At 60.7% G+C, this 21,471-nt stretch carries 24 protein-coding genes; 15 read left to right on the top strand and 9 right to left on the bottom strand.

The features are described from left to right. Nucleotides 1-17 precede the first annotated feature (17 nt). The 3 genes from Q0908_RS13455 to Q0908_RS13445 all read left to right on the top strand — a co-directional run bounded on the left by Q0908_RS13455 (nucleotide 18) and on the right by Q0908_RS13445 (nucleotide 3,332). The gene (locus Q0908_RS13455) at nucleotides 18-1,040 is read left to right on the top strand and encodes an aspartate-semialdehyde dehydrogenase (protein WP_299285253.1); all 1,023 of its coding nucleotides are present in this window, start codon (nucleotides 18-20) and stop codon (nucleotides 1,038-1,040) included. 174 nt (nucleotides 1,041-1,214) lie between these two features. Further along, nucleotides 1,215-2,837 (top strand): DUF4139 domain-containing protein, encoded by a 1,623-nt coding sequence (locus Q0908_RS13450; protein ID WP_299285250.1) that lies wholly within the window; start codon nucleotides 1,215-1,217, stop codon nucleotides 2,835-2,837. 285 nt (nucleotides 2,838-3,122) lie between these two features. Beyond that, nucleotides 3,123-3,332, top strand: a complete 210-nt coding sequence (locus Q0908_RS13445; RefSeq protein WP_299285247.1) for a hypothetical protein — start codon at nucleotides 3,123-3,125, stop codon at nucleotides 3,330-3,332. A 240-nt stretch (nucleotides 3,333-3,572) separates the two neighbouring features. Here Q0908_RS13445 and Q0908_RS13440 read toward each other — a convergent pair whose 3' ends face one another. The 3 genes from Q0908_RS13440 to Q0908_RS13430 are packed head-to-tail and all read right to left on the bottom strand — an operon-like array spanning nucleotide 3,573 to nucleotide 5,545. Continuing rightward, nucleotides 3,573-3,884, bottom strand: a complete 312-nt coding sequence (locus Q0908_RS13440; protein ID WP_299285244.1) for a transcriptional regulator — start codon at nucleotides 3,882-3,884, stop codon at nucleotides 3,573-3,575. A 12-nt stretch (nucleotides 3,885-3,896) separates the two neighbouring features. Next, nucleotides 3,897-4,868, bottom strand: a complete 972-nt coding sequence (locus Q0908_RS13435; protein WP_299285241.1) for a sodium-dependent bicarbonate transport family permease — start codon at nucleotides 4,866-4,868, stop codon at nucleotides 3,897-3,899. A 26-nt stretch (nucleotides 4,869-4,894) separates the two neighbouring features. After that, on the bottom strand, nucleotides 4,895-5,545 hold the full coding sequence (locus tag Q0908_RS13430) for a carbonic anhydrase (protein ID WP_299285238.1): 651 nt from the start codon (nucleotides 5,543-5,545) through the stop codon (nucleotides 4,895-4,897). 169 nt (nucleotides 5,546-5,714) lie between these two features. Between Q0908_RS13430 and Q0908_RS13425 the strand changes: the two genes are divergently transcribed. From Q0908_RS13425 to Q0908_RS13415, 3 genes are all read left to right on the top strand, one after another. Beyond that, entirely contained in the window at nucleotides 5,715-6,095 is a 381-nt protein-coding gene (locus Q0908_RS13425) for a hypothetical protein (RefSeq protein WP_299285235.1), read from the top strand. A 69-nt stretch (nucleotides 6,096-6,164) separates the two neighbouring features. Continuing rightward, nucleotides 6,165-7,544 (top strand): M17 family metallopeptidase, encoded by a 1,380-nt coding sequence (locus tag Q0908_RS13420; RefSeq protein WP_299285232.1) that lies wholly within the window; start codon nucleotides 6,165-6,167, stop codon nucleotides 7,542-7,544. Next, complete coding sequence (locus Q0908_RS13415) at nucleotides 7,541-8,323, top strand: NlpC/P60 family protein (protein ID WP_299285229.1); 783 nt, start codon at nucleotides 7,541-7,543, stop codon at nucleotides 8,321-8,323. Before Q0908_RS13420 ends, Q0908_RS13415 begins: the two co-directional genes overlap by 4 nt. Before the next feature lie 84 nt (nucleotides 8,324-8,407). Here the strand turns inward: Q0908_RS13415 and Q0908_RS13410 are convergent, their stop codons facing one another. After that, nucleotides 8,408-8,716, bottom strand: coding sequence for a DUF2794 domain-containing protein (locus Q0908_RS13410; RefSeq protein WP_366869183.1), 309 nt, complete (start codon nucleotides 8,714-8,716; stop codon nucleotides 8,408-8,410). 149 nt (nucleotides 8,717-8,865) lie between these two features. Between Q0908_RS13410 and paaI the strand changes: the two genes are divergently transcribed. Further along, a complete protein-coding gene (paaI, locus tag Q0908_RS13405; RefSeq protein ID WP_299285223.1) occupies nucleotides 8,866-9,300 on the top strand; it encodes a hydroxyphenylacetyl-CoA thioesterase PaaI in 435 nt (144 codons plus the stop codon). Next, a complete protein-coding gene (paaK, locus tag Q0908_RS13400; protein ID WP_299285220.1) occupies nucleotides 9,297-10,589 on the top strand; it encodes a phenylacetate--CoA ligase PaaK in 1,293 nt (430 codons plus the stop codon). Before paaI ends, paaK begins: the two co-directional genes overlap by 4 nt. Here the strand turns inward: paaK and Q0908_RS13395 are convergent. Next, nucleotides 10,586-11,203, bottom strand: coding sequence for a TetR/AcrR family transcriptional regulator (locus Q0908_RS13395; RefSeq protein ID WP_299285217.1), 618 nt, complete (start codon nucleotides 11,201-11,203; stop codon nucleotides 10,586-10,588). The genes paaK and Q0908_RS13395 overlap by 4 nt on opposite strands. 173 nt (nucleotides 11,204-11,376) lie before the next feature. On the opposite strand from Q0908_RS13395, the gene Q0908_RS13390 reads away from it, so the two are divergent. The 6 genes from Q0908_RS13390 to Q0908_RS13365 all read left to right on the top strand — a co-directional run bounded on the left by Q0908_RS13390 (nucleotide 11,377) and on the right by Q0908_RS13365 (nucleotide 16,110). Further along, entirely contained in the window at nucleotides 11,377-12,300 is a 924-nt protein-coding gene (locus tag Q0908_RS13390) for an AEC family transporter (RefSeq protein ID WP_299285214.1), read from the top strand. A gap of 97 nt (nucleotides 12,301-12,397) precedes the next feature. After that, nucleotides 12,398-13,228 (top strand): S-formylglutathione hydrolase, encoded by an 831-nt coding sequence (gene fghA, locus Q0908_RS13385; protein WP_299285211.1) that lies wholly within the window; start codon nucleotides 12,398-12,400, stop codon nucleotides 13,226-13,228. Then, the gene (locus tag Q0908_RS13380; protein WP_299285208.1) at nucleotides 13,225-13,674 is read left to right on the top strand and encodes a YaiI/YqxD family protein; all 450 of its coding nucleotides are present in this window, start codon (nucleotides 13,225-13,227) and stop codon (nucleotides 13,672-13,674) included. Before fghA ends, Q0908_RS13380 begins: the two co-directional genes overlap by 4 nt. Beyond that, the gene (locus tag Q0908_RS13375; RefSeq protein ID WP_299285205.1) at nucleotides 13,671-14,291 is read left to right on the top strand and encodes an HAD-IA family hydrolase; all 621 of its coding nucleotides are present in this window, start codon (nucleotides 13,671-13,673) and stop codon (nucleotides 14,289-14,291) included. Before Q0908_RS13380 ends, Q0908_RS13375 begins: the two co-directional genes overlap by 4 nt. After that, nucleotides 14,288-15,199: an ornithine cyclodeaminase gene (locus tag Q0908_RS13370; protein ID WP_299285203.1), complete on the top strand. Its 912-nt coding sequence runs from the start codon at nucleotides 14,288-14,290 to the stop codon at nucleotides 15,197-15,199. Before Q0908_RS13375 ends, Q0908_RS13370 begins: the two co-directional genes overlap by 4 nt. Continuing rightward, nucleotides 15,196-16,110 (top strand): alpha/beta hydrolase, encoded by a 915-nt coding sequence (locus tag Q0908_RS13365; protein WP_299285201.1) that lies wholly within the window; start codon nucleotides 15,196-15,198, stop codon nucleotides 16,108-16,110. Before Q0908_RS13370 ends, Q0908_RS13365 begins: the two co-directional genes overlap by 4 nt. Before the next feature lie 3 nt (nucleotides 16,111-16,113). On the opposite strand, the gene Q0908_RS13360 is transcribed toward Q0908_RS13365, so the two are convergent. Then, entirely contained in the window at nucleotides 16,114-17,355 is a 1,242-nt protein-coding gene (locus tag Q0908_RS13360; protein ID WP_299285198.1) for an MFS transporter, read from the bottom strand. Nucleotides 17,356-17,493: 138 nt separating this feature from the next. Here Q0908_RS13360 and zapE point away from each other — a divergent pair, with 138 nt between their 5' ends. Then, on the top strand, nucleotides 17,494-18,549 hold the full coding sequence (zapE, locus tag Q0908_RS13355) for a cell division protein ZapE (RefSeq protein WP_299285195.1): 1,056 nt from the start codon (nucleotides 17,494-17,496) through the stop codon (nucleotides 18,547-18,549). Here the strand turns inward: zapE and Q0908_RS13350 are convergent. From Q0908_RS13350 to accD, 3 genes are all read right to left on the bottom strand, one after another. Then, nucleotides 18,546-19,052 carry a hypothetical protein gene (locus tag Q0908_RS13350; protein WP_299285192.1) on the bottom strand — a complete coding sequence of 169 codons (507 nt, stop codon included), beginning with the start codon at nucleotides 19,050-19,052 and terminating at the stop codon, nucleotides 18,546-18,548. The genes zapE and Q0908_RS13350 overlap by 4 nt on opposite strands. A 200-nt stretch (nucleotides 19,053-19,252) precedes the next feature. Continuing rightward, on the bottom strand, nucleotides 19,253-20,533 hold the full coding sequence (locus Q0908_RS13345) for a folylpolyglutamate synthase/dihydrofolate synthase family protein (RefSeq protein WP_299285189.1): 1,281 nt from the start codon (nucleotides 20,531-20,533) through the stop codon (nucleotides 19,253-19,255). Next, nucleotides 20,530-21,438 (bottom strand): acetyl-CoA carboxylase, carboxyltransferase subunit beta, encoded by a 909-nt coding sequence (gene accD, locus Q0908_RS13340; RefSeq protein ID WP_299285186.1) that lies wholly within the window; start codon nucleotides 21,436-21,438, stop codon nucleotides 20,530-20,532. The genes Q0908_RS13345 and accD overlap by 4 nt, the downstream gene beginning before the upstream one ends. Between the last annotated feature and the right edge of the window lie 33 nt (nucleotides 21,439-21,471).

Below are 21,471 nucleotides of genomic sequence, written 5' to 3'. Positions count from 1 at the left end.
CAAAAAGGAGAAGTCGCATGGGGTATCGTGTCGTTGTCGCGGGTGCCACCGGTAACGTGGGCCGTGAAATGTTGAACATCCTGGCCGAGCGCCAGTTTCCCGTGGACGAACTGGCCGTGCTGGCCAGCCGCCGTTCGCTCGGGACCGAAGTGTCCTTTGGTGACAAGACATTAACGACGAAAGATATCGACACGTTTGACTTCACCGGTTGGGACATGGCGCTGTTTGCCATCGGATCGGACGCGACCAAGACATACGCACCCATCGCGGCCAAGGCAGGCTGCGTGGTGATCGATAACTCTTCGCTCTACCGTTATGATGCGGATGTGCCGCTGATCGTTCCCGAAGTGAATGCCGACGCGATCATGGGCTATTCCAAGAAGAACATCATCGCCAACCCCAACTGCTCGACCGCGCAGATGGTTGTGGCCCTCAAGCCCCTGCACGACCGCGCCACGATCAAGCGTGTTGTTGTCAGCACCTATCAGTCCGTGTCCGGCGCGGGCAAAGAGGGCATGGACGAGTTGTGGGACCAGACCAAGGCGATCTACAATCCAACCTCGGATGTGCCCCCCAAGAAGTTTCAGAAGCAGATCGCCTTCAACGTGATCCCGCAGATCGACGTCTTCATGGAAGACGGCACCACCAAGGAAGAGTGGAAGATGATGGTGGAGACGAAAAAGATCGTCGATCCGTCGATCAAGGTCACAGCCACCTGTGTGCGTGTGCCCGTGTTCGTGGGCCACGCCGAAGCGGTGAATATCGAGACCGAGGATTTTCTCGATGAGGACGAGGCCCGCGATATCCTCCGCGAGGCCCCGGGCATCATGGTCATCGATAAGCGTGAAGATGGCGGTTATGTCTCTCCGATTGAATGTGCGGGGGACTATGCGACCTTCATCAGCCGTATCAGGCAGGACAGCACCATCGACAACGGGCTGAATTTCTGGTGCGTGTCGGACAACCTGCGCAAAGGGGCTGCATTGAATGCGGTTCAGATCGCGGAGTTGCTGGGCACGCGGGTGCTGAAAAAAGGCTGACGTCGGGGCGGAGGACACCTCCGCCTTACGGGGCCAAAGTGACAGGGTAAGGCGGAGGTGTCCTCCGCCTACTTCATGGCCGCTCGCGCCGAACCTGCGCGATCATTCCCCTTTCCCTTTGTTGCTGTTGCATGCACCCTGTCCACGAGTTCGAAGACAAAAGGTGCTTGTTCCATGCGTTTGCTTACACTTGCTTTGCTGCTGTGCCCCCTGCCCGGGCTTGCCGATGACATCACGCTGAACGCGCCACCTGTGGCCGTCACAGCCTATGCCAGCGGGGCCCAAATCACTCGCCGCGCCACCTTTGATCTGCCCGAAGGGCAGCACACGCTCCGCATTGCCGACATGAACCCGAACATATTGCCCGAGGCGATTGATATCCGCCTGCAAGGAGCTGTGGTCACCTCGCGCCAGTGGACGCAGGCACCTGACCAACCCTACCGCGCACCGCGCACGCCAGCTTGGCTGGCCGCCAAAGAGGCGCGCGATCAGGCTGCCGAGGCACTGGCCGCACGTGACGACCAGATCGCACTGACCATTGCCAAGGGCGAAGCCGCGCAGGATCAGATCGCGTTTCTGAACGGCATCGATCTGCCGGATGAGGCGGGCACGGACGTGGATACGTTGCGTGCCATCGGCCAGTTGATCGCAAGCGACGGCACCGCCGCCCGCGCGGCCATCCGTGCGGCCGAAGCCGAGGCGCGCGCCTTACGCGCAGATCGGGCTGACCTCGAATTTGCCCTGCGTGAGGCCGAAGCCGCCTTGCGCGCCGTGACGCCGTCCAACACACAGCCCGCCGCGCTGACTCTCAACGTCACTGCGGAACAGGCGGGGACGGCGACGCTTGAGCTGAACTATATCAGCGATTTCGTGCAATGGGCCCCAACCTACCGCGTGGTGCTGGCCGAGGATGACACGCTGACGATTGTGCGCGGCGCAAGCGTCACACAATCCTCAACGGAGGACTGGAACGATGTCAGCCTCACCCTGTCGACCCTTTCGCCCTTTGAAGGGTCCGCACCCGGCACTTTGCGCCCCCTGCGCCGCCGCATCATTGACCCAAAGGAAGAGGCCGAAACATTCTCGCGCTTGCGGGCGCAATCGGGTGTGGCGGATATGGCCGCGCCGATTGCGGAAGCGCCCGTCATATTGGAAGAGGCCACCGCCACCGCCGATTTTTCAGGGGTCGGAGTCAGCTACACATTGCCCGGCACGGTCTCCATTCCCGCCCAAAGCGACGCGGTGCAGATCGCCCTCGACACCCTCGACTTTGATGCGACCCTGACGGCCCGCGCGGTTCCGATGCACGACGACACCGCCTATCGACTGGTGAAATTCGAAAACACATCGCCCGAAATCCTGTTGCCCGGCGAAGCGCTGCTTTACGTCGGCACGCAATTGGTCGGGGCGACTGATCTTGACGCGCTTCCACCCAACGACACAGCCGACATCTTCTTTGGCCGCATCGAAGGGCTGCGCCTGACCCGGACGGTGCTTGATCGCAACGAGGGGGATCGGGGCATCATCACCCGCTCAAATGAGCAACGCGAGGACGTGCGGATCGATATCGAGAACCTGACCGCGCGGACATGGGATGTCACCCTGCGCGACGCCGTGCCGTTTTCGGAGCAGGAGGACCTTGTGATCGAGTGGCGTGCCACACCGCCTCCGAACGACACCGCAGTAGACGACCGGCGCGGTATCCTTGAATGGGACCTGACGCTGGCCGCAGGCGAAACGCAGTCCATCGCCCTACAAACAGAGCTGAGATGGCCCGAGGGCATGATTCTCAGATAGCCGTTTTTGCACGATCTTGGTTTCTATCTGCTTAACAAAAATCCTGCGTAAGCCTGCTGCATTGTCGGATGCGGCAGTAGTTATAGTTTTATCTATGTCTTTTTCCCGCCTAAGTCGTTGATATAAATATAAATCCATAACCTTAAACGCGATCGTTAAAACTCGCGCGGATCACGCAAGAAATTAGTAATTAGCCGGTGTCATACCAGTCTCATCAAACCGGTCGGGGGGCCGGGGAAAGTGTCAGCACCGAGGCTGATGCACAACATAAAGGTGAGTGGGATTATGATGATGAACTGGATGATAACGCTGATCCGCGGATCGAAGACTGAAACAACTGACGGCGTTGACGAAGGTCGGCCCCAAGTGACACGCGACGAGGTGGCCGATCTGTTTGCCGCCGACCTCGCCCGCCCGGTGCTGCAAAAGCGCGCCAAGGTGCAGCGCCGAAAGCCGCGCCGCTTCACGGCAGTCAGCCTTCCTATGTGTGCCTGAAATCACGCCAGGACTGCGCAGGACACAGCGCGCCCGGACTCTGATCAGAGCGCGACAGGCCACAGGGCTTTCAAGGAATAACAATCAAGGTCCGGACCACATACCGGCCTGACAAGAACTCCATACGCATTTGGGTAACAAGCGTTGAGGTGCGTGGCGTATGGATAAAGTGGGGTAACGAGTGGCGAGGCGGTGGACCGGACAACGGTGCGCCGCCTCATTTTTTGCGCTGCGACGGGCTCAGAACCGTTCGGCGCGCACGACTTCGCAGTCGCTGATCGACACGATCCCGATATGGCGATCCACCACTGCAAATGCGGCGTCCAGCAATCCATCCAGCCGGTCGGGTCGGATCACGCAGACGACCTGCACCATACCTGTGCCCCGGCTGACCTGACCTTCACGGCTCCACCCGCCGGATCGGCCTGATCCGCCAAGAACAGGCAGCACGGACCATCCCGTGACCCCGGCCCCTTCCAAAGCGTCCGTCAAACGGCTTTGCATGACCAGTTCGATGATGATGGCGACCCGTTTGGCTTTGTGCGTCTGCATGATAGTGCTCCTTCAGGTCAGTGCGCTGGCCACAGCCACATAGATCGGCAGCCCAAGCGTCAGATTGAACGGGAATGTCACCCCAAGGGACAACGTCAGGTAAATCGACGGGTTCGCTTCGGGCAGGGCCACCCGCATGGCCGCGGGCACCGCGATGTAGCTGGCCGAAGCCGACAGCACCATAAACAGCGCAACCCCGCCCGTGCTCAGCCCCAACAACAGCCCGGTGCCAAGGCCCAGGGCCGCGCCCACAAGCGGCATCACAACCCCGAACGCCAGCACACCCGGCTTCAAAACACCCGACCCGCCGCGCAATCCGCGCCCTGCGACCAACCCCATATCCAGCAGGAACAGGCACAAGACCCCCTGAAAGGGGGACACGATAAAGGCCTCGATCTTGGCCAGCCCTTCGGCCCCCGTGATCCACCCGATGGCAAAGCTGCCCACCAGCAACACGATGGAGCCGTTCAACATGATCTCGCGGATCAGATCCTTGTCCATCCGGCGGGCATCGCCCCCCCGCGAGATCAGCCAGAGGGCGGACAGGATCGCAGGGGCCTCCATCGCTGCGGCGACCGCAACCATGTACCCTTCGGACGCGATCCCGCTGCTTTCCAGCACAGATGTGCCCGCCACGAAGGTCACGATCGAGATCGAGCCGTAATGCGCCGCGACCGCCGCCGCATCCAGCCGGCTCAGCCCGCTCATCACCTGCAACAGCGCAAACGCAATAAGCGGAAGGACGGCTGACAGGATCAGCCCGGCAATCAACGACAGGGCGAGGGTGGCGTCGATGCCGTGATCGGCCACGCTCACCCCGCCTTTGAACCCGATGGCGAACAGAAGGTAGATCGACATACCCTTGGCCACCGCCTCGGGGATATTCAAATCAGACCGCGCCAGTGCTGCGGCCACCCCAAGCGCAAAGCTGAGGATAATGGGCGACAGCAGGTTCGTCGCCGCAAGGCTCAGGATTTGATCCATGCGGATCCTTTCAGTCAGCCGGCGCCCTAGACGGGTTGAAAATCAAGTGTTTTACCCATGAATTGGCTCATCCCGCCTTCGGCGATATCCGTCCACAGCCCGTGAATGCTAAGGGAGCCGTTGTTGACCCGTTCCTCGACAAAGGGGAAGGTCATCAGGTTTTCCATCGACGTGACGACAGCTAGTTGCTCAAGGCGTTGGGCCTTGTCCTCCGGCCCCTGAATGTCGGCGACTTCGCTGAATTTGGGCCGCAGAATATCCATCCATCGCCCGACAAAGCTGGACTTTTCCTCAAGCTCGGGGGCTCGTCCCTCGCACATGTCGATACAGCCCTGCACCCCACCGCAGCGTGAGTGGCCCAGCACGACGACATGCGCGACCTTGAGCACGTTCACCGCGTATTCCACGGCCGCCGAGGTGCCGTGGTGATCCCCGTCCGGCTCGTAAGGCGGGACAAGGTTGGCGATGTTGCGGTGTATGAAAAACTCACCCTGATCCGCCCCGAAAATTTGCGTCACTTGCACGCGGCTGTCACAGCATGAAATCACCATCGCGCGCGGGCGCTGGCCTTCGGTCGCCAGGCGGCGATACCACGCGGAGTTTTCGGTATAAGTGGTCGCTTTCCACCCCTGATACCGTTGCAAAAGAAATGTCGGAAGCGGTTTGACCCTGTGCATGATGTGGTTTGGCCTGTCCCTAAGTGGCTTTGAGGGCGGTAAATACCCGGAATTGTCAGCAAATTCGAGCGAAAAGGCGCTTTGGTCCTAACGATTTGGGAACCGTCTTTGTGGCATCACAGGGTCAACCGTGGGGGCGGACCACAATGTGTGACAAGAGGTGATAGTTTTGAAAAATGTAACTCAAATCAGATTGGCTGAGGCAGTGCATGTCGATCAGGACCGTTTGGGCGCACTTTATTCCCAGATGGATGCCGACAGCGCCGAAGATGTCGTGTGCCGCGCGATGGAGGAGTTGGCGTTGCGCATGGGTCATTGTGACCGGCAGTACCGCGCGGGCGATCTTGCGGCGTTGCACAAGTCCAGCAAGTCGCTGATCGCGATTGCGGATCAGATCGGGATGACGGTTCTGGCAGGTGTGGCCCGCGATGTTGCGACTTGCGCAAAGACGGGCGACCCTGTTGCACTTGCCGCCACCATCGGGCGGCTGATGCGGACCGGCGAAGGATCGCTGTCGGCCATATGGGAGTTGCAGGACATGACCATCTGACGCCGCGCCCTTGCAGCGGCAGGCAAAGCAGATAGGCTGACAGGCATCACATGATCAAAAGGTGCCCAAATGCCACTTGCCTTCGCCGCGCCAGACGCTGCCGCCATCCCATTGCACCTGCTGGCCGAGGATGCCGTGCAACCTTGGCTCGACACCCAAAGCGATGCGGTGAAACACTGGGCCGGGGCGCAGGGCTTCACAGGGGCCATTGGACAGGCGCTGACCTGCCCCGGCGCGGATGGGATCGGCGTGGCCGCCATCGGCTATGGCACCGACACCACACGAAAACGAGCCCGGTTTCATCTGGCCGCCGGAGCTGCGCGATTGCCAGCTGGCACCTACGATCTGAAACACACGCTGGAGGCTGACACGCTCGATGTCGAAGCCCTCGGTTGGTTGCTCGCCGCCTATCGGTTTGACCGCTACAAGGATCAATCCCCGATGAAAGCGGCGCTGGTCGCGCCCAAGGGCATAGACGCCTCAAGGATTGAGGCGATTGCCAATGGCGAGGCCCTCACCCGGACCCTGATCAACACGCCAGCCTCCGACATGGGCCCACCGGATCTGGAACAAGCCGCCCGTGATCTGGCCGCAGACTTCAACGCGCGTATCAGCGTCATTGCAGGCGACGACCTGCTCAAACAGAATTTCCCGATGATCCACACGGTCGGCCGCGCGGCCAATCGTGCCCCCCGCCTCATCGACATGACATGGGGAAGCACCGGACCTCGCCTGACGATTGTGGGCAAAGGCGTGTGTTTCGACACCGGAGGGCTGAACCTCAAGCCCGGCGCGTCCATGGGGTTGATGAAAAAGGACATGGGCGGATCTGCCGCCGTCCTTGGGCTGGCGCACATGATCATGGCAACCGGACTCGATATCCAATTGCGGGTCCTGATCCCTGCGGTCGAAAACAGCGTTGCGGGCGATGCCTATCGGCCTGGTGATATCCTGACCTCGCGCAAGGGGCTCACGGTCGAGATCAACAACACGGACGCCGAAGGGCGGTTGGTGCTGGCAGACGCGCTCACTCTCGCGGACGACGACAAGCCCGATCTGATCATCTCGATGGCGACACTGACAGGGGCGGCGCGCGTAGCCGTCGGTCCCGATCTTGCGCCCTATTTCACCGATAGCGATACTGTAGCTGCCGCCTTGGAAACAGCAGCACATGCGCAAGCAGACCCCGTCTGGCGCATGCCATTTCACGATCCTTACGAGGCGATGATCGAGCCGGGGATCGCCGACCTCGACAACGCCCCCAAGGGCGGGTTTGCCGGGTCCATCACCGCCGCCCTGTTCCTGCGCCGTTTCGTAACCGAAACGCCCTACATGCACTTTGACATCTACGGCTGGCAGCCAAGCGATGCACCCGCCCGCGCAAAAGGGGGCGTGGGGCAAGGGACCCGCGCGTTGTTTGCGGCCCTGCCGGGCGCGCTCAAACTATGAGCGACCCGCGAACGACACCCAATCCCGACTATCTGGGCGTTGATCGGCCTGGCCAAATCCTGTGGCCCCATGTCGATCTGTGCCGCACGCCGGGAGGTGCCCGCGACCGCCAGCTGTTGTGCGGCGCGCATGTGACGGTCATAGGCGAGGACGACACACATGCCTATATTCGCGCAACCTTCGATGGCTATGTCGGTTTTGTACCCAACCGCTGTATCGAGGCGCAACGGACCCCGACGCATCACGTCACAAGTCCGGGCGCACATGTCTACCGCAAGGCATCCATCAAAGCCGCCGAAACCGCCGCGCTCAGCTTTGGGGCCGCGCTCACCGCCCGCTCGACCTCGGATGAATTCATCGAAACGCATCTCGGGCACGTGCCCAAAGCACAACTGACACCGCTGCCATCAACGAACCCGACAGACACGGCACGACTTTTCCTCGGCACACCGTACCTCTGGGGCGGCAACACGCGCGCAGGTATCGACTGTTCGGGGCTCGTTCAAATCGCGCTCAGAACCGCAGAACATCCCTGCCCCGGCGATAGCGATCAGCAAGAGGCCGAAATCGGCGATCCCGTATCCGGAGCGGACTACCAGCAAAACGACCTGCTGTTCTGGGACGGGCACGTGGCACTTCTCACCAGCCCGGCAACCATGATACATGCCAACGCCCACCACATGCAGGTCGTCGAAGAAGACATCGCGCCCGCACTCGACCGCATCGCCAAAACGACAGGCCCCGTGACCAGCCACAAACGGATCGCATCCCTCTTTTGACCGAAAATACCGTCGGGAAGTTTGAAGGGGCAACGCCCCTTCATCAGCAAAATAAGATAGCGCCCGCGCAAGCGGACAATCAGGTCACTCCACGGCGCGGATCAGCTTGCGCTCAAGCACGCGCAAGACGGTCTTCAGGTCATGACCGCGCCGCAGGATCTGACCGTCAAGACCAATCACCGCATACATCCCCTGACGCCCCCGCAGCTTGGGACGCTTTTCGATGCGATACAGCGGAGTCTCAGCCGTCCGGCGAAAGACCGAAAACACAGCCACCTCGCGCAAACAGGAAATTCCGTAATCCCGCCACTCGCCCGCAGCGACCATCCGCCCATAAAGCGACAGGATCACCGCCAGCTCGGTGCGGTGAAAGGCCACCTGCAGGCTGGGCATCTCGCGCGAGTTTGAAGGGGGGGGCGTATGCAACGTCATACCGGACAGTCGCGCGGCACGGCGCACATTTCAAGAGGCGGCGTGACGAATGCTTGAATGCGTTACAAAATGCAGGCAACATCCCCACATTCGGAAACACGTGAGGGGCCATGACACCGCAAGACCGCGCAGAACGCAGCGCAGACATCATGTGGGCCAATGACGCCGCCAGCCAGTCTTTGGGCATGCATATAGCCGCCATCGCCCCCGGTATGGCGACCCTCAAAATGCAAGTGCGCGCTGACATGCTGAACGGGCACGGCATGTGCCACGGCGGGTTCATCTTTACGCTGGCCGACAGCGCCTTTGCGTTCGCCTGCAATACCTACAATGCCCGCACGGTCGCCCAATCCAACCAGATCACCTACCTTATGCCCGCTCAACCGAACGAGACCCTGACCGCGACAGCGACCGAAGCTGCGCGCCATGGCAGGTCCGGCACCTATGACGTCACAGTCACCGGAGAGGCCGACCAGCAAATCGCCCTGTTCCGCGGACTGTCGCGCACCATCAAAGGCCACCATTTCCCCGAGGACAGTGCATGAAAGACCTCACACCGCCCAAACACACACTGGATCCGATCGAGATTGCCAGCCGGGACGAGATCGAAGCGCTCCAACTTGAGCGATTGAAATGGTCCCTCTTGCACGCTTACACACATGTCCCGCATTACCGGGCGGCCTTTGATGCCGCAGGGCTGCACCCGCATGATCTGCGCAGCCTCGCGGACCTTGCCAAATTCCCCTTCACCGTCAAACAGGACCTGCGCGCCAGCTACCCCTTTGGCATGTTCGCCGTGCCGCGCGACCAGGTGAAACGCATCCACGCGTCGTCCGGTACAACCGGGCAGCCAACGGTTGTCGGCTACACTGAAAACGACCTGAAACACTGGGGCGGCGTCGTGGCGCGGTCCTTGCGCGCGGCGGGAATGCAGCCGGGGGATCTGTTGCACAACGCATACGGCTATGGGCTGTTCACTGGCGGTTTGGGTATCCATTTAGGTGCCGACGCGCTTGGGCTGACGACGATCCCGATCTCGGGCGGAATGACCCCACGCCAGGTGCGTCTGATCACAGATTTTGAGCCCAAAGGGATTACGGTCACCCCCTCCTATGCACTCTCTATTCTGGATGAATTTGCAGCCAAGGGCGTTGATCCGCGCACATCCTCTCTCGAAGTCGGCATCTTCGGGGCCGAGCCTTGGACAAACGCCATGCGCCACGAGATTGAACAGGCCTTTGATATGCATGCCGTTGATATCTATGGGCTATCAGAGGTCATCGGCCCCGGCGTCTCAATGGAATGTGTCGAAACCAAAGACGGGCTGCACATCTGGGAAGACCACTTTTTCCCCGAAATCGTCGATCCCGTATCAGGCGATCCCGTGCCCGAAGGCGAAATGGGCGAACTTGTCTTTACCTCGCTGACCAAAGAGGCATTTCCGATCATCCGCTACCGCACCCGCGACCTGACCCGACTGTTGCCCGGTACTGCTCGGTCCATGCGGCGCATGGAAAAGGTGACGGGCCGGTCAGATGATATGATCATTCTGCGCGGGGTGAACGTGTTTCCAACGCAGATCGAAGAGTGCCTGATGGCCACCCCCGGCCTTGCACCGCATTTCCAGATTGAGCTGACCAAACCCAGCCGTATGGATCAGATGCGGGTGCTCTGTGAGGCTGCGGATGGGTCTGTGGATACAGCACTGGCTGCCAACGCCTTGGGGGGTCAGATCAAGCAAAGCATCGGGATCAGCGTCGCGGTCGATGTGGCGGCGCCGGGCAGTGTTGCGCGTTCCCAAGGCAAGGCAGTGCGCATCATCGACAACCGCTAGCGCGCATAACGGGCTAAAAAGGTCGCCACGGCACCGTCGACCACCCGGTCGATATCAGCCTCGCTCACCGTATTAATGACCCCGAACATCAGCCGCGGCCATAGGTCGGCCTTGCATAGCTCGCCAAACTGATCCGCAGCGAGGGTCAGATCGTCGATCTGCAACTCACCGCGCGTGACGGATTCGGCAAAATAGGCCGCCATCTCGCCCCGCATCCGTTCCGGGCCGGATCTGTAAAAGGCGCGCCCAATCTCGGGGAAACGATCCGATTCCGCCACACAAATCCGAAATATCTGCTGTCCAAACTGCGAGGTGATAAAGCGCAGAAAGTGGCGTCCGGCTTGGCTCAACACCTCGCGCGGCGGGGCTGACATATCGATGTTATCGATGGCCGCTTGGCTTTGGCGGGCACATTCGGTGTTGGCAACCTCCATGAATAACAATCGCTTATCGGGGAAATAGCTATACAGCGTCGCCTTGCTGACCCCTGCCTCTTTAGCGATGTCATCAACGCTTGCGCCCTCAAAGCCGTCGGCCATAAACACGACCCGTGCCCCTTCAAGCACCTGATCGAATTTTCGGCCCTTCCGGACGATAGGGGTGGCGTCGTTCATATGGTGTCCTGTCTGGCAAGGACCTGAGTCATAAACTGATCTGTTCAGTTTCGATAGACAATTCCACTCAGTTGTTATCGGACGATGCGTCAAAGGACGCTGCGTTCTCTATTCTTTACCCCAAACGCGGATCGCAGGTGGATAGCGCCGTGCGCACGCGATACGCTTGGCCCATGCTCGCGATCTTGTTGAAAACCCTGCCCTTCTTTGCACTGATCGCCCTTGGATATTGGGCGGGGCGCACCCGGTTTTTCAGTCAGGAGGCGACGGCCTACCTCACCAAATTCGTGTTTTATTTCGCCCTGTCGGCCATGATCTTCCGCTTTGCTGCCAATCTTGAACTGGCGCAGGTCTGGGACGGCCGGCTGGTGGCTGCATATCTGTGGGGAACCGCGTTCGTCTACGGCATCGCCACAGCCGTCGGATTCCTGCGCGGGCTGGACGTGCAGACAACCGCTGTCGAGGCGCAATGCGCAGTGATCGGTAATGCAGGCTTTCTCGGGCTGCCAATGCTCGCGCTGCTCTTTGGTCCGCAGGCCATCGGGCCGGTGATGCTGGTGCTGGCCACGGATCTGATCGTCTTTTCCAGCCTGATCGTCATCCTGATCACCGTGGGGCGGGACGGGCGTATGTCACTGGCCATTGTCCGTACCATCGGGGTTGGCCTGATCAAGAACCCCATGATTGTCGCCATGGCGTCGGGGCTTATCTGGGCAGGACTGCAACTGCCGATCCCGACCCCGATGAACGACTTCCTGAGCATTCTGGGCGGGGCCGCCACCCCCGGCGCACTTTTTGCAATTGGGGCTTCGCTCGCCTCAAAGTCAACAGAACGGATCGAAATCGCAGGCTGGCTCAGCTTTTGCAAACTGGTGCTGCACCCGGCCTTCGTGGCGTTTTCTGCCATCTATCTTTTCAAGGTCGAAGCCTTCGGGGCCGCCATGATCATCGCCTGTGCAGCCATGCCCGTGGCAGGCAACATCTACATGCTCGCCCAGCATTACGGTGTGGCACCGCAAAGAGTGTCAGCAGCCATCCTTGTGTCAACCGCGCTCAGCGTGATCACCCTGACAGCCGTTATCGCATGGATCAGCTGATCCTCTTCATTTCGCCAAATAAACCGCCGCCGGAGGCATCCCGCAGTTGCCGCACGCGCACAGGCCCGATAGCGATAGAACAACGAAAGGACAGCCCATGAAAACTGTATCCGAAAATGCCTGCTTTGGCGGCACCCAAGGGGTCTATACCCACAGATCAAACGCTTGCGCCTGTGACATGACATTCGGCCTGTTCCTGCCTCAAGAGGCGCGCGACGGACCTGTGCCGCTGTTGTGGTATTTGTCGGGACTCACCTGCACCCATGAAAATGCGATGACCAAGGCGGGCGCACAGGCCTGGGCGGCCGAGCAAGGTATCGCGCTGGTCTTTCCCGACACCTCCCCCCGGGGCGAGGGTGTGGCTGATGACGACGGCTATGATCTGGGTCAGGGCGCGGGGTTCTATGTGAACGCCACCCAAGACCCTTGGGCCGCGCATTATCAGATGTGGGATTACGTGACAGACGAACTGCCCGCTCTGCTTGGCGAGACGTTTGCGCTGGATATGGACCGTCAGGCAATCACCGGGCACTCGATGGGCGGTCATGGTGCGCTGACGATGGCCATGTCCCTGCCGGGGCGTTTTCGGTCGGTTTCTGCCTTTTCGCCCATCGCCAATCCCACGGCCAGTGACTGGGGGCGCAAGCAGCTTTCTGCATATTTGGGGAACAATGAAGAGCTGTGGTTACCACACGACGCCACCCTGTTGATGCGCGCAAAGGGGTTTGACGGCCCGACGCTGATCGACACCGGGACGCAGGACCAGTTTCTCGACCTGCTCAAACCAGAGGCGCTGGCCGAAGCTGCCGCCGCCCGTCGCCAGCAGATGAGCTTCCGGATGCAGCCCGGCTATGACCATAGTTATTTCTTTGTCTCGTCGTTCATGGAGGACCACGTGAATTTCCATGCCGAGGCTTTGTGGGCGTGACCACGCTTTACATCGACGCCGATGCCTGCCCAGTGAAAGCCGAGGCTGAACGGGTCGCCACCCGCCACCGGGTCGCGATGAAAGTTGTCAGCAATGGCGGCTTGCGCCCGTCACAAAATCCGCTGGTCGAGCATATCATCGTCGCCGAAGGCCCCGACGTCGCTGATATGTGGATCGCGGATCGTGCCGGTGTGGGCGATGTGGTGATCACCGGTGATATCCCACTGGCCGCCAAATGCGTCGAGGCGGGCGCGCGGGTTCTCAAGCACAATGGCGAGGCGCTGACGGTTGCCAATATCGGCAACGCGCTCGCCACTCGCGATTTGATGAGCGATTTGCGCGCCGCCGACCCCTTTCGTCAGGGTGGCGGCAAAGGGTTTACCAAAGCCGACAGATCGCGTTTTCTGGACGCGTTGGAGCGGGAACTCAGGGCGGCCACGAAATGACCATCAAGGCAGTTGTATTTGACATCGGCAATGTTCTGATCGAGTGGAATCCCGAGCGGTTCTACGACAGTACCATCGGCGAAGACCGCCGCCGCGCCATGTTTGATGCCGTTGATCTGCACGCGATGAATGACAAAGTCGATCTGGGGCATCACTTTACCGACACGATCTATGCCACGGCCGAACAATACCCGGACTGGCGCGCCGAAATCCGGATGTGGCACGACCGGTGGATTGAAATGGCAGCGCCGGTGATTGATCACTCGGTACGGCTGATGGCTGCATTGCAGGCCAAGGACATCCCCGTCTTTTCGCTGACCAACTTCGGCATTCAAAGTTATGACTATGCGGCCATGCACTATCCGTTTTTGCGTCAGTTTGATCGTGATTTCATTTCGGGACACATGCAGGTGATAAAGCCGGATCCGACGATCTACGAAATGCTCGAAACGGCAAGCGGGCTGTCGGGGGATGCGCTGATTTTTGCGGATGATCGTGCCGACAACATTGCGGCCGCCGGTGCGCGCGGGTGGCAAACACATCTGTTTGAGGGTCCACAGGGCTGGGCCGACCGGCTCGTCTCCGAAGGGCTGCTGTCGCAAGCCGAAGCGGCATGACAATCCCCATCATCTCCTTTGACGAAGGCGAGGCGCTGCTGGATTGGATCGGCCTGACCGACGCCTTGGCCGCCGGTCACGATCTGCCCCGGGCCGAGATTGGCGATACGTTCTTGTACCGCGATCCCGACACATTGCTGAGCCGGGCGGCGTGGATTGACGGGCTGGGAATGGCTGTGAAATCCGCCACCATCTTTCCGGGCAACCCGGCCAAAGGCACGCCGATGGTCAATGGCGGCGTCGCGCTTTATTCGGATACTGACGGCACGCTTGAGGCGATCATCGATTTCCACCTGGTCACCAAATGGAAGACCGCCGGTGACAGCCTGCTGGCTGCGCGCCGCCTCGCGCGCCCTGACAGCCGCAACATCCTGATCGTCGGGGCCGGAACGGTGGGTCATGCGCTGCACGACGCATATCGCACCCTCTTTCCCGACGCGGGCTTCGCGATCTGGAACCGAACCATCGCCAAGGCCCAAGCCATGGCAGATGCCTGCCCGGGAATGACCGTGGCGCAGGATTTGGCGCAGGCCGTGCAGGACGCGGACATAGTTACATCCGCGACCATGTCCACCGATCCGCTGATCAAGGGCGACTGGCTGCGCCCCGGCCACCACATCGATCTGATCGGCGCATACCGCCCCGACATGCGCGAGGCGGATGATGCGGCCTTGCTCGCGTCCCGCATCTTTGTTGACAGTTATGAAACCACTCTCGACCATATAGGCGAAATCAAGATTCCACTGGAGGCCGGCATTATTTCCCGCGATCACGTTCAGGCGGACTATTACGATCTGACCGCGTTCACCCGCGCGCCGGAGGAGATCACTTTGTTCAAGAACGGGGGTGGGGCACATCTGGACCTGATGACGAGCCGCTACATCCTTGATCGGTGGCGCGCGCAATGACGTGGTTTGTCGTTATTCTGCTAGGGCTGATCGCAGTCCCCGTCACGGTCGAACTGATGCGCAACAGCGTTGACGACAAGGCCCGTGCCGATGCGCCCGGCGATCTGGCGTTGTTGTCCCAAGGCACCACGCATTACGAATGGATGGGCCCCGAACGCGGCCCGGTCGCGGTGTGCATTCACGGTCTGACCACCCCGTCTTTCGTGTGGCGGGGCATGGCGCGCGGGCTGGCCCTCATGGGTTTTCGGGTGCTAGTCTATGACCTTTATGGGCGCGGGTATTCAGACCGGGTGCGCGGCACGCAAGATGCCGATTTCTTTCTACGCCAATTGCTGGACTTGCTGCGATATGAACAGGTTGGCGGTGAATTGACGGTGTTCGGCTATTCGATGGGGGGCGCGATTGCGACGCATTTCAGCGCCAAACATCCCGAGCTCGTCAAACAACTGGTGCTGATCGCGCCCGCAGGCATGGTCGAACTCGGCGGGGGCAAATTGGCCTTGGCGCGCGATCTGCCCATTATCGGCGACTGGCTGTTCCTGCTGGTATATCCGTTCGAAGTGCGCCGCGGCATTGCGCGAGACAGCGTGCTGCCGACATCCGTGGATGGCGTTTATGACATGCAGCAGCGCGAAACCGGGCGGCGTGGTTATTTCCCTGCGGTGCTGTCCAGCCTGCGTGGCCTTTTGCGCGGCACGACAAAGGATCAGCATTTGGCTATCGCACAGGCAGGGGTGCCTGTGCTGGCGATCTGGGGGGACGAAGATGATGTCATCCCGCTGTCGTGCAAGGACGCATTGGCCGAATGGAACCCCGACGCGCAACAGGCCGTCGTCGAAGGGGCGGGGCACGCCTTGATACACACCCACACCGATTATGTACTTGAGGCGTTGCGCGGCTCGCGGAGTTAGGGCTCAGGCCGGGCGCGACGCGCGCAAGGGGTGTTCGCGGATGGGCAGATGCACAATCGCGCTGAACGCTCCGATAGCGACTCCGATCCACCAGACCTGTTCATAGGATCCGAACGCGTCATACATCCGCCCGCCCAGCCACACGCCCAGAAACGATCCCAATTGGTGGCTGAAAAACACGATCCCATAAAGCGTGCCCATATACCGCAACCCATAGATGTGGGCGACAAGCCCGCTGGTCAGCGGCACGGTCGCCAGCCAAAGGGACCCCATAGCAATTGAAAAGACGATCACCGTCATCGGCGTCATCGGGTAGATGATGAACAAGGCGGCGACGATGGTGCGGGCGGTATAAATCCCGGCCAGCAGGTACTTTTTGGAATACCGTTTGCCTGCCCATCCGGCAGCAAGAGTGCCCGCGATATTGGCCAGACCGATCAGCGAAATCGACACCGCCCCAAGGGCGGATGTGCTTGTGACCCCGATATTGTGCAGCATGCTCCCGGCCAGAATGGGGCCGCACACTTCCGTTACGAAGGCTGGAAAATGCGCTGTGATAAAGGCCAGTTGATAGCCACAGGAAAAGAAGCCCAGAAAGATGAGCGTATAGGTCGGGTCCTTGAACGCTTTGATCAGGACCTGACCCAAGCTGTCTTCAAGCTCGGTCCGGGATGCGGTGACGGGTGCGCGCATCAGCGGCAGCGTCGCGAGCATCGCCAAGATCACACCGGCAAAGACCAGAAACACGTTCTGCCAACTCATCAACCCAAGCAGCCATTCGGCAACCGGCGCGCCAAAGACCTGCCCCGCTGAACCGGCCGCTGTGGCGATGGCAAGACTCATGGATCTGTTCTCATCGCTTGCGGCGCGCCCCACAACGGCCAGAATGACCCCGAACCCGGTGCCCGCGATCCCGAACCCGACCAGCCACGCATAGGCCTGATGCTCGACCGGGGTGGTGGAATAGGCCGACAAAACCAGACCGGCGGCATAGACCAGCGCGCCCATGACGATCGCCTTGCGATCCCCGATCTTTTCGGCGATGGCCCCGAAAATCGGTTGCCCAATCCCCCATGCAAGGTTCTGGATCGCAATCGCCAGCGAAAATTCGGACCGCAGCCAGCCAAACTCATCCGCAATCGGAATCTGGAACATCCCGAACGAGGCACGTACCGCAAAGCTGACCATGATGATGAAACAGCCCACCAAAAGAACGGGCGTGAACAGGGGCATACGGGCTTGCATGGGACATCTCCGACGGTGTTGCGCTGACACTAGTCATCGCGGAATCATCCCGTCAAATCAGGAATTCTTGGCCTCGCATCACAATCGCTGAACCGTGCGATCTTTTCACATCGGCGTTGGCGCGGTAGGCATGATGCGATGACAGATTTACTGACCGAGTATCAAGCGCTTGTGGAGGCAGGCACCTTGCAGCGTGACGACGCGCAAGAGGCCGTCTTGCCCGAATTCGAGCGCATCCGCGCGGCTTTGGCTGAGCCGGTCAAGCGTGGGTTGTTCCGCAAGGCTCCCGAACCGCCCAAGGGGCTGTACCTTTGGGGCGGGGTGGGCCGGGGCAAGTCGATGCTGATGGATTTCTTTGTCGACCGGGTCGAGGCCCCTGCCCGCCGCGTTCATTTTCACGCCTTCATGCAGGAAATCCACGCAGCCATGCACGCGGCCCGCAAGCGTGGGGTGGATGATGCGATTGCGCCTGTCGCCGCGGACGTTGCCGCATCTGTGCGCCTGCTCGCCTTTGACGAGATGCAGATCAACGACATCACCGACGCTATGATCGTAGGCCGTCTGTTCGAGGCGCTGTTTGAGGCTGGTGTCGTTGTCGTCACCACCTCGAACCGCATTCCTGATGATCTTTACAAAGACGGGCTGAACCGGCAGCTTTTCGTACCCTTTATCGAGCTGCTCAAGAACAAGATGGTGGTATGGGAACTGGCCTCGCCCACCGATTACCGGCAGGACCGCCTGACCGGCAACACCACCTATTTTACCCCACTTGGCCCGCAGGCCCGCGCCGAGATGGATGCCATCTGGGCCGACTTTTCTGGCGGCCAGTCTGGATCGCTAGAGTTGAAGGTGACAGGCCGCACCATCACCATTCCGCGGTTTCGCAACGGTGTGGGGCGCGCCAGCTTTTTCGATCTGTGCGCGCAGCCCCTTGGTCCGGCAGATTATCTGATGATCGCCGATGCGTGCAACGTGCTGATGATCGACGATATCCCGTGCCTGTCACGCAGCAACTTCAACGAGGCCAAGCGCTTCGTGACCCTGATTGATGCCCTATACGAAGCGCGCGCGCGCTTGATCTGTTCCGCGGCGGACAAGCCTGAATTGCTGTATCTTGAGGGCGAAGGCACGTTTGAATTTGAACGCACTGCCTCCCGGTTGCGCGAAATGCAAAGCGACGCCTGGGCCGCCTAGTTCTGCGCCTTATCCACCAACGCCGCCAGCAACCTGTTCGTGTCCATCCGGCCCGATGACATTTGCAAGTTACGGGGGGGCACGAACTCTCCGCGTGCGGCGGCGGTGTTCAGCAGCGCGTCAATATAGGCGTTGGATTGCCCTTCGGTCAGGGCCTGCACCAACAGCGTATGGAGCCGATCCCCCGGCCCTGCGGTGTACCCAAATCCCGCGAGGACGTTCGCCGTCAGTGCGCGCAGATCGCTGTGATTCGCGTCGGTATCCGTCAACCTGATGGGCTGTCGCAATTGTCGGCTGACCGCTTGTGAGGCCGAAGGCGCCTCAATCGACAGAAGCGAGGCGTCGGCGCGCGTGACGTCCGAGGCCGTTTCGCTCAGCGGTTGTTCGGGGGCCTCGGCGCTGGCGTGATCCACGTCCGGGTCAAAGCCGGGTTGCATCAGGATCAGCCCGATTGTGACCAGCAGGAACGCCGCCGCAATCGACAACATTTTGATGTTCGACATGGAGGGGTCGTCACGCGACAGCGCGCTTCGCCATAACCCGCGCATCCTGCTGATCAGCCTGTCCATACCGCTTCCCCAAGGCTGACTGTCGTGACGATACGTCGTCCGCAGCCCTTACCCACAAAATATAGCAAGGCATGCCGTAGTTGGTCAACATAATGTGGGTATGTCAAGGGGTTTAAGGGCCCGACGCCCTCGGCTTAGCCGTTTTCGCGCAACACCGCGCCTGCCAGATAGAGCGATCCGCAGATCAAGACCCGCGCTTGGGGGCTGGCCGCCAAGATGTCCGCCAATGCGGTGTGCACATCAGCCGCCATTGAGGTTTCAAACCCCACATCATCCGCGGCTTTGGCTGTATCTGCCGCTGTCAGCGTGTTCGCCTCACCCGGAATAGACACCGCGACCAGCCCCTGAGCGACCTTGGCCAGCGGTGCCATGTATCCGCGCGCGTCCTTGGTGTTGAGCATGCCGCAGATCAGAAATGTGGGTCGTTCATGCAGACCGCGCAGCACGGCCGCCAAGGCGGCCCCGGCGGCGGGGTTGTGCCCACCGTCCAACCACAACTCAGCCCCCGTCTCAGCTGCCACCTCTGCCAGCGGGCCGGTGCGCAGCCGCTGCATCCGCGCAGGCCACGTGGCACGAGTCACCGCCGCCTCGCAGGCATGCGCGTCGCACCCAAGGTGGCGAAGCGCCGCCAGCGCCATACCTGCGTTTTGAATTTGGTGATCCCCTGGCAGAATGGGGCGCGGCAGGTCGAGCAAGCCCGCCTCATCCTGATAGACCATACCATCCCGTTCAGGACTGGCGTGCCAGTGCTGCCCATAAGCCAGAACCGGTGCGCCCAGTCGGGCGGCACGCGCTTGGATCACGTCCATGCCTGCGTCGTCCTGTGGACCGACGACGCAGGGCACAGCGCGCTTGATGATCCCTGCCTTTTCACCCGCAATCGCGGCTAGGGTGTCCCCCAGAAAAGCCTCGTGATCCATCGACACAGGCGTAATGATCGTGAGCGCGGGCGTGTCGATCACATTGGTCGCATCCAACCGCCCGCCAAGCCCGACCTCAAGCAATGTGAAATCCGCAGGCGTGCGCGCAAAGGCAAGGATCGCAGCGCAGGTCGTGATCTCGAAATAGGTGATGTCTTTGCCGCCATTGGCCTCGTAACACTCATCCAGCAACGCCGTCAGCGCGGGTTCGGAAATCAGCTCTCCAGCCAGCCGGATACGTTCATGAAAGCGCGCGAGGTGGGGCGAGGTATAGGCGTTGACGCGATACCCGGCGGCCTCAAGCCCGGCGCGGATCATCGCTTGGGTCGATCCTTTGCCATTGGTGCCTGCAATGTGAATCACCGGGGGCAGGTCGTTTTGTGGATTGCCCAACGCGTCAAGCAGCCGCCACACCCGGTCGAGTGTCAGGTCGATGATCTTGGGGTGCAGCGCCATCATGCGTGCAAGGATGGCGTCAGACGTGGGCGCGGTCATTCCGGGGCGGCGACAGCAGGTGCGTCCGGCGCAGGCAGATCACCTTTCACTGCCGGAGGCTGACCCATGAGCATCCGCGTGATCGTGATCAGCTCATCGCGCATTTCGGTGCGCGATGTCACCCGATCAAGCATCCCGTGGTCCAGCAGATATTCAGCGCGCTGAAACCCTTCGGGCAACTTTTCGCGGATGGTCTGTTCGATGACGCGCGGGCCTGCGAAACAGATCAGCGCATTGGGTTCGGCAATATGCACGTCCCCCAGCATCGCATATGAGGCCGTTACACCACCCGTCGTCGGATGGGTCAGGACGACGATATAGGGCAGCCCTGCCTCTTTGAGCATCTGCACCGCAACGGTTGTGCGCGGCATTTGCATCAGGCTCAGGATGCCTTCTTGCATCCGGGCCCCGCCAGCGGCGGAAAACAGGATCAGCGGGCGCTTGAGCTTTACCGCCTCTTGCGCAGCGGCGATGATGGCGTTGCCGACATACATCCCCATGGACCCGGCCATGAAGTTGAAATCCTGCGCGGCGGCCACGATCGGCGTGCGCCCGATCTCGCCAGTGGCGACTAGCATGGCCTCTTCCTCACCCGTGCTTTTCTGGGCGGCGCGCATACGGTCGGGGTATTTCTTTTGATCGCGGAAATGCAGCGGGTCGGCGGTGGGCGCGGGCACCGCCACCTGATTGAACACCCCACCATCGAACAAGGCAGCAAACCGATCACGCGGGGTGATCCCCATGTGGTGATTGCAATTCGTGCAGACGTTCAGGTTGTCGCTGAGTTCGCGGTGAAACAGCATCGTGCCGCATTCATCGCATTTGGTCCACAGATTGTCCGGCGTCTCGCGGCGCGAAAAGATCGAATTGATCCGGGGCCGGACGTAATTGGTGATCCAGTTCATGGGCACTTCCTGCTGCGATGTCTTGCGCTCAGA

Origin of the sequence: uncultured Tateyamaria sp., from assembly GCF_947494755.1 — a bacterium.
Lineage (GTDB): Bacteria > Pseudomonadota > Alphaproteobacteria > Rhodobacterales > Rhodobacteraceae > Tateyamaria.
The sequence above is the reverse complement of the archived record's forward strand: the minus strand, read 5'-3'. Positions and strand labels throughout refer to the sequence as shown.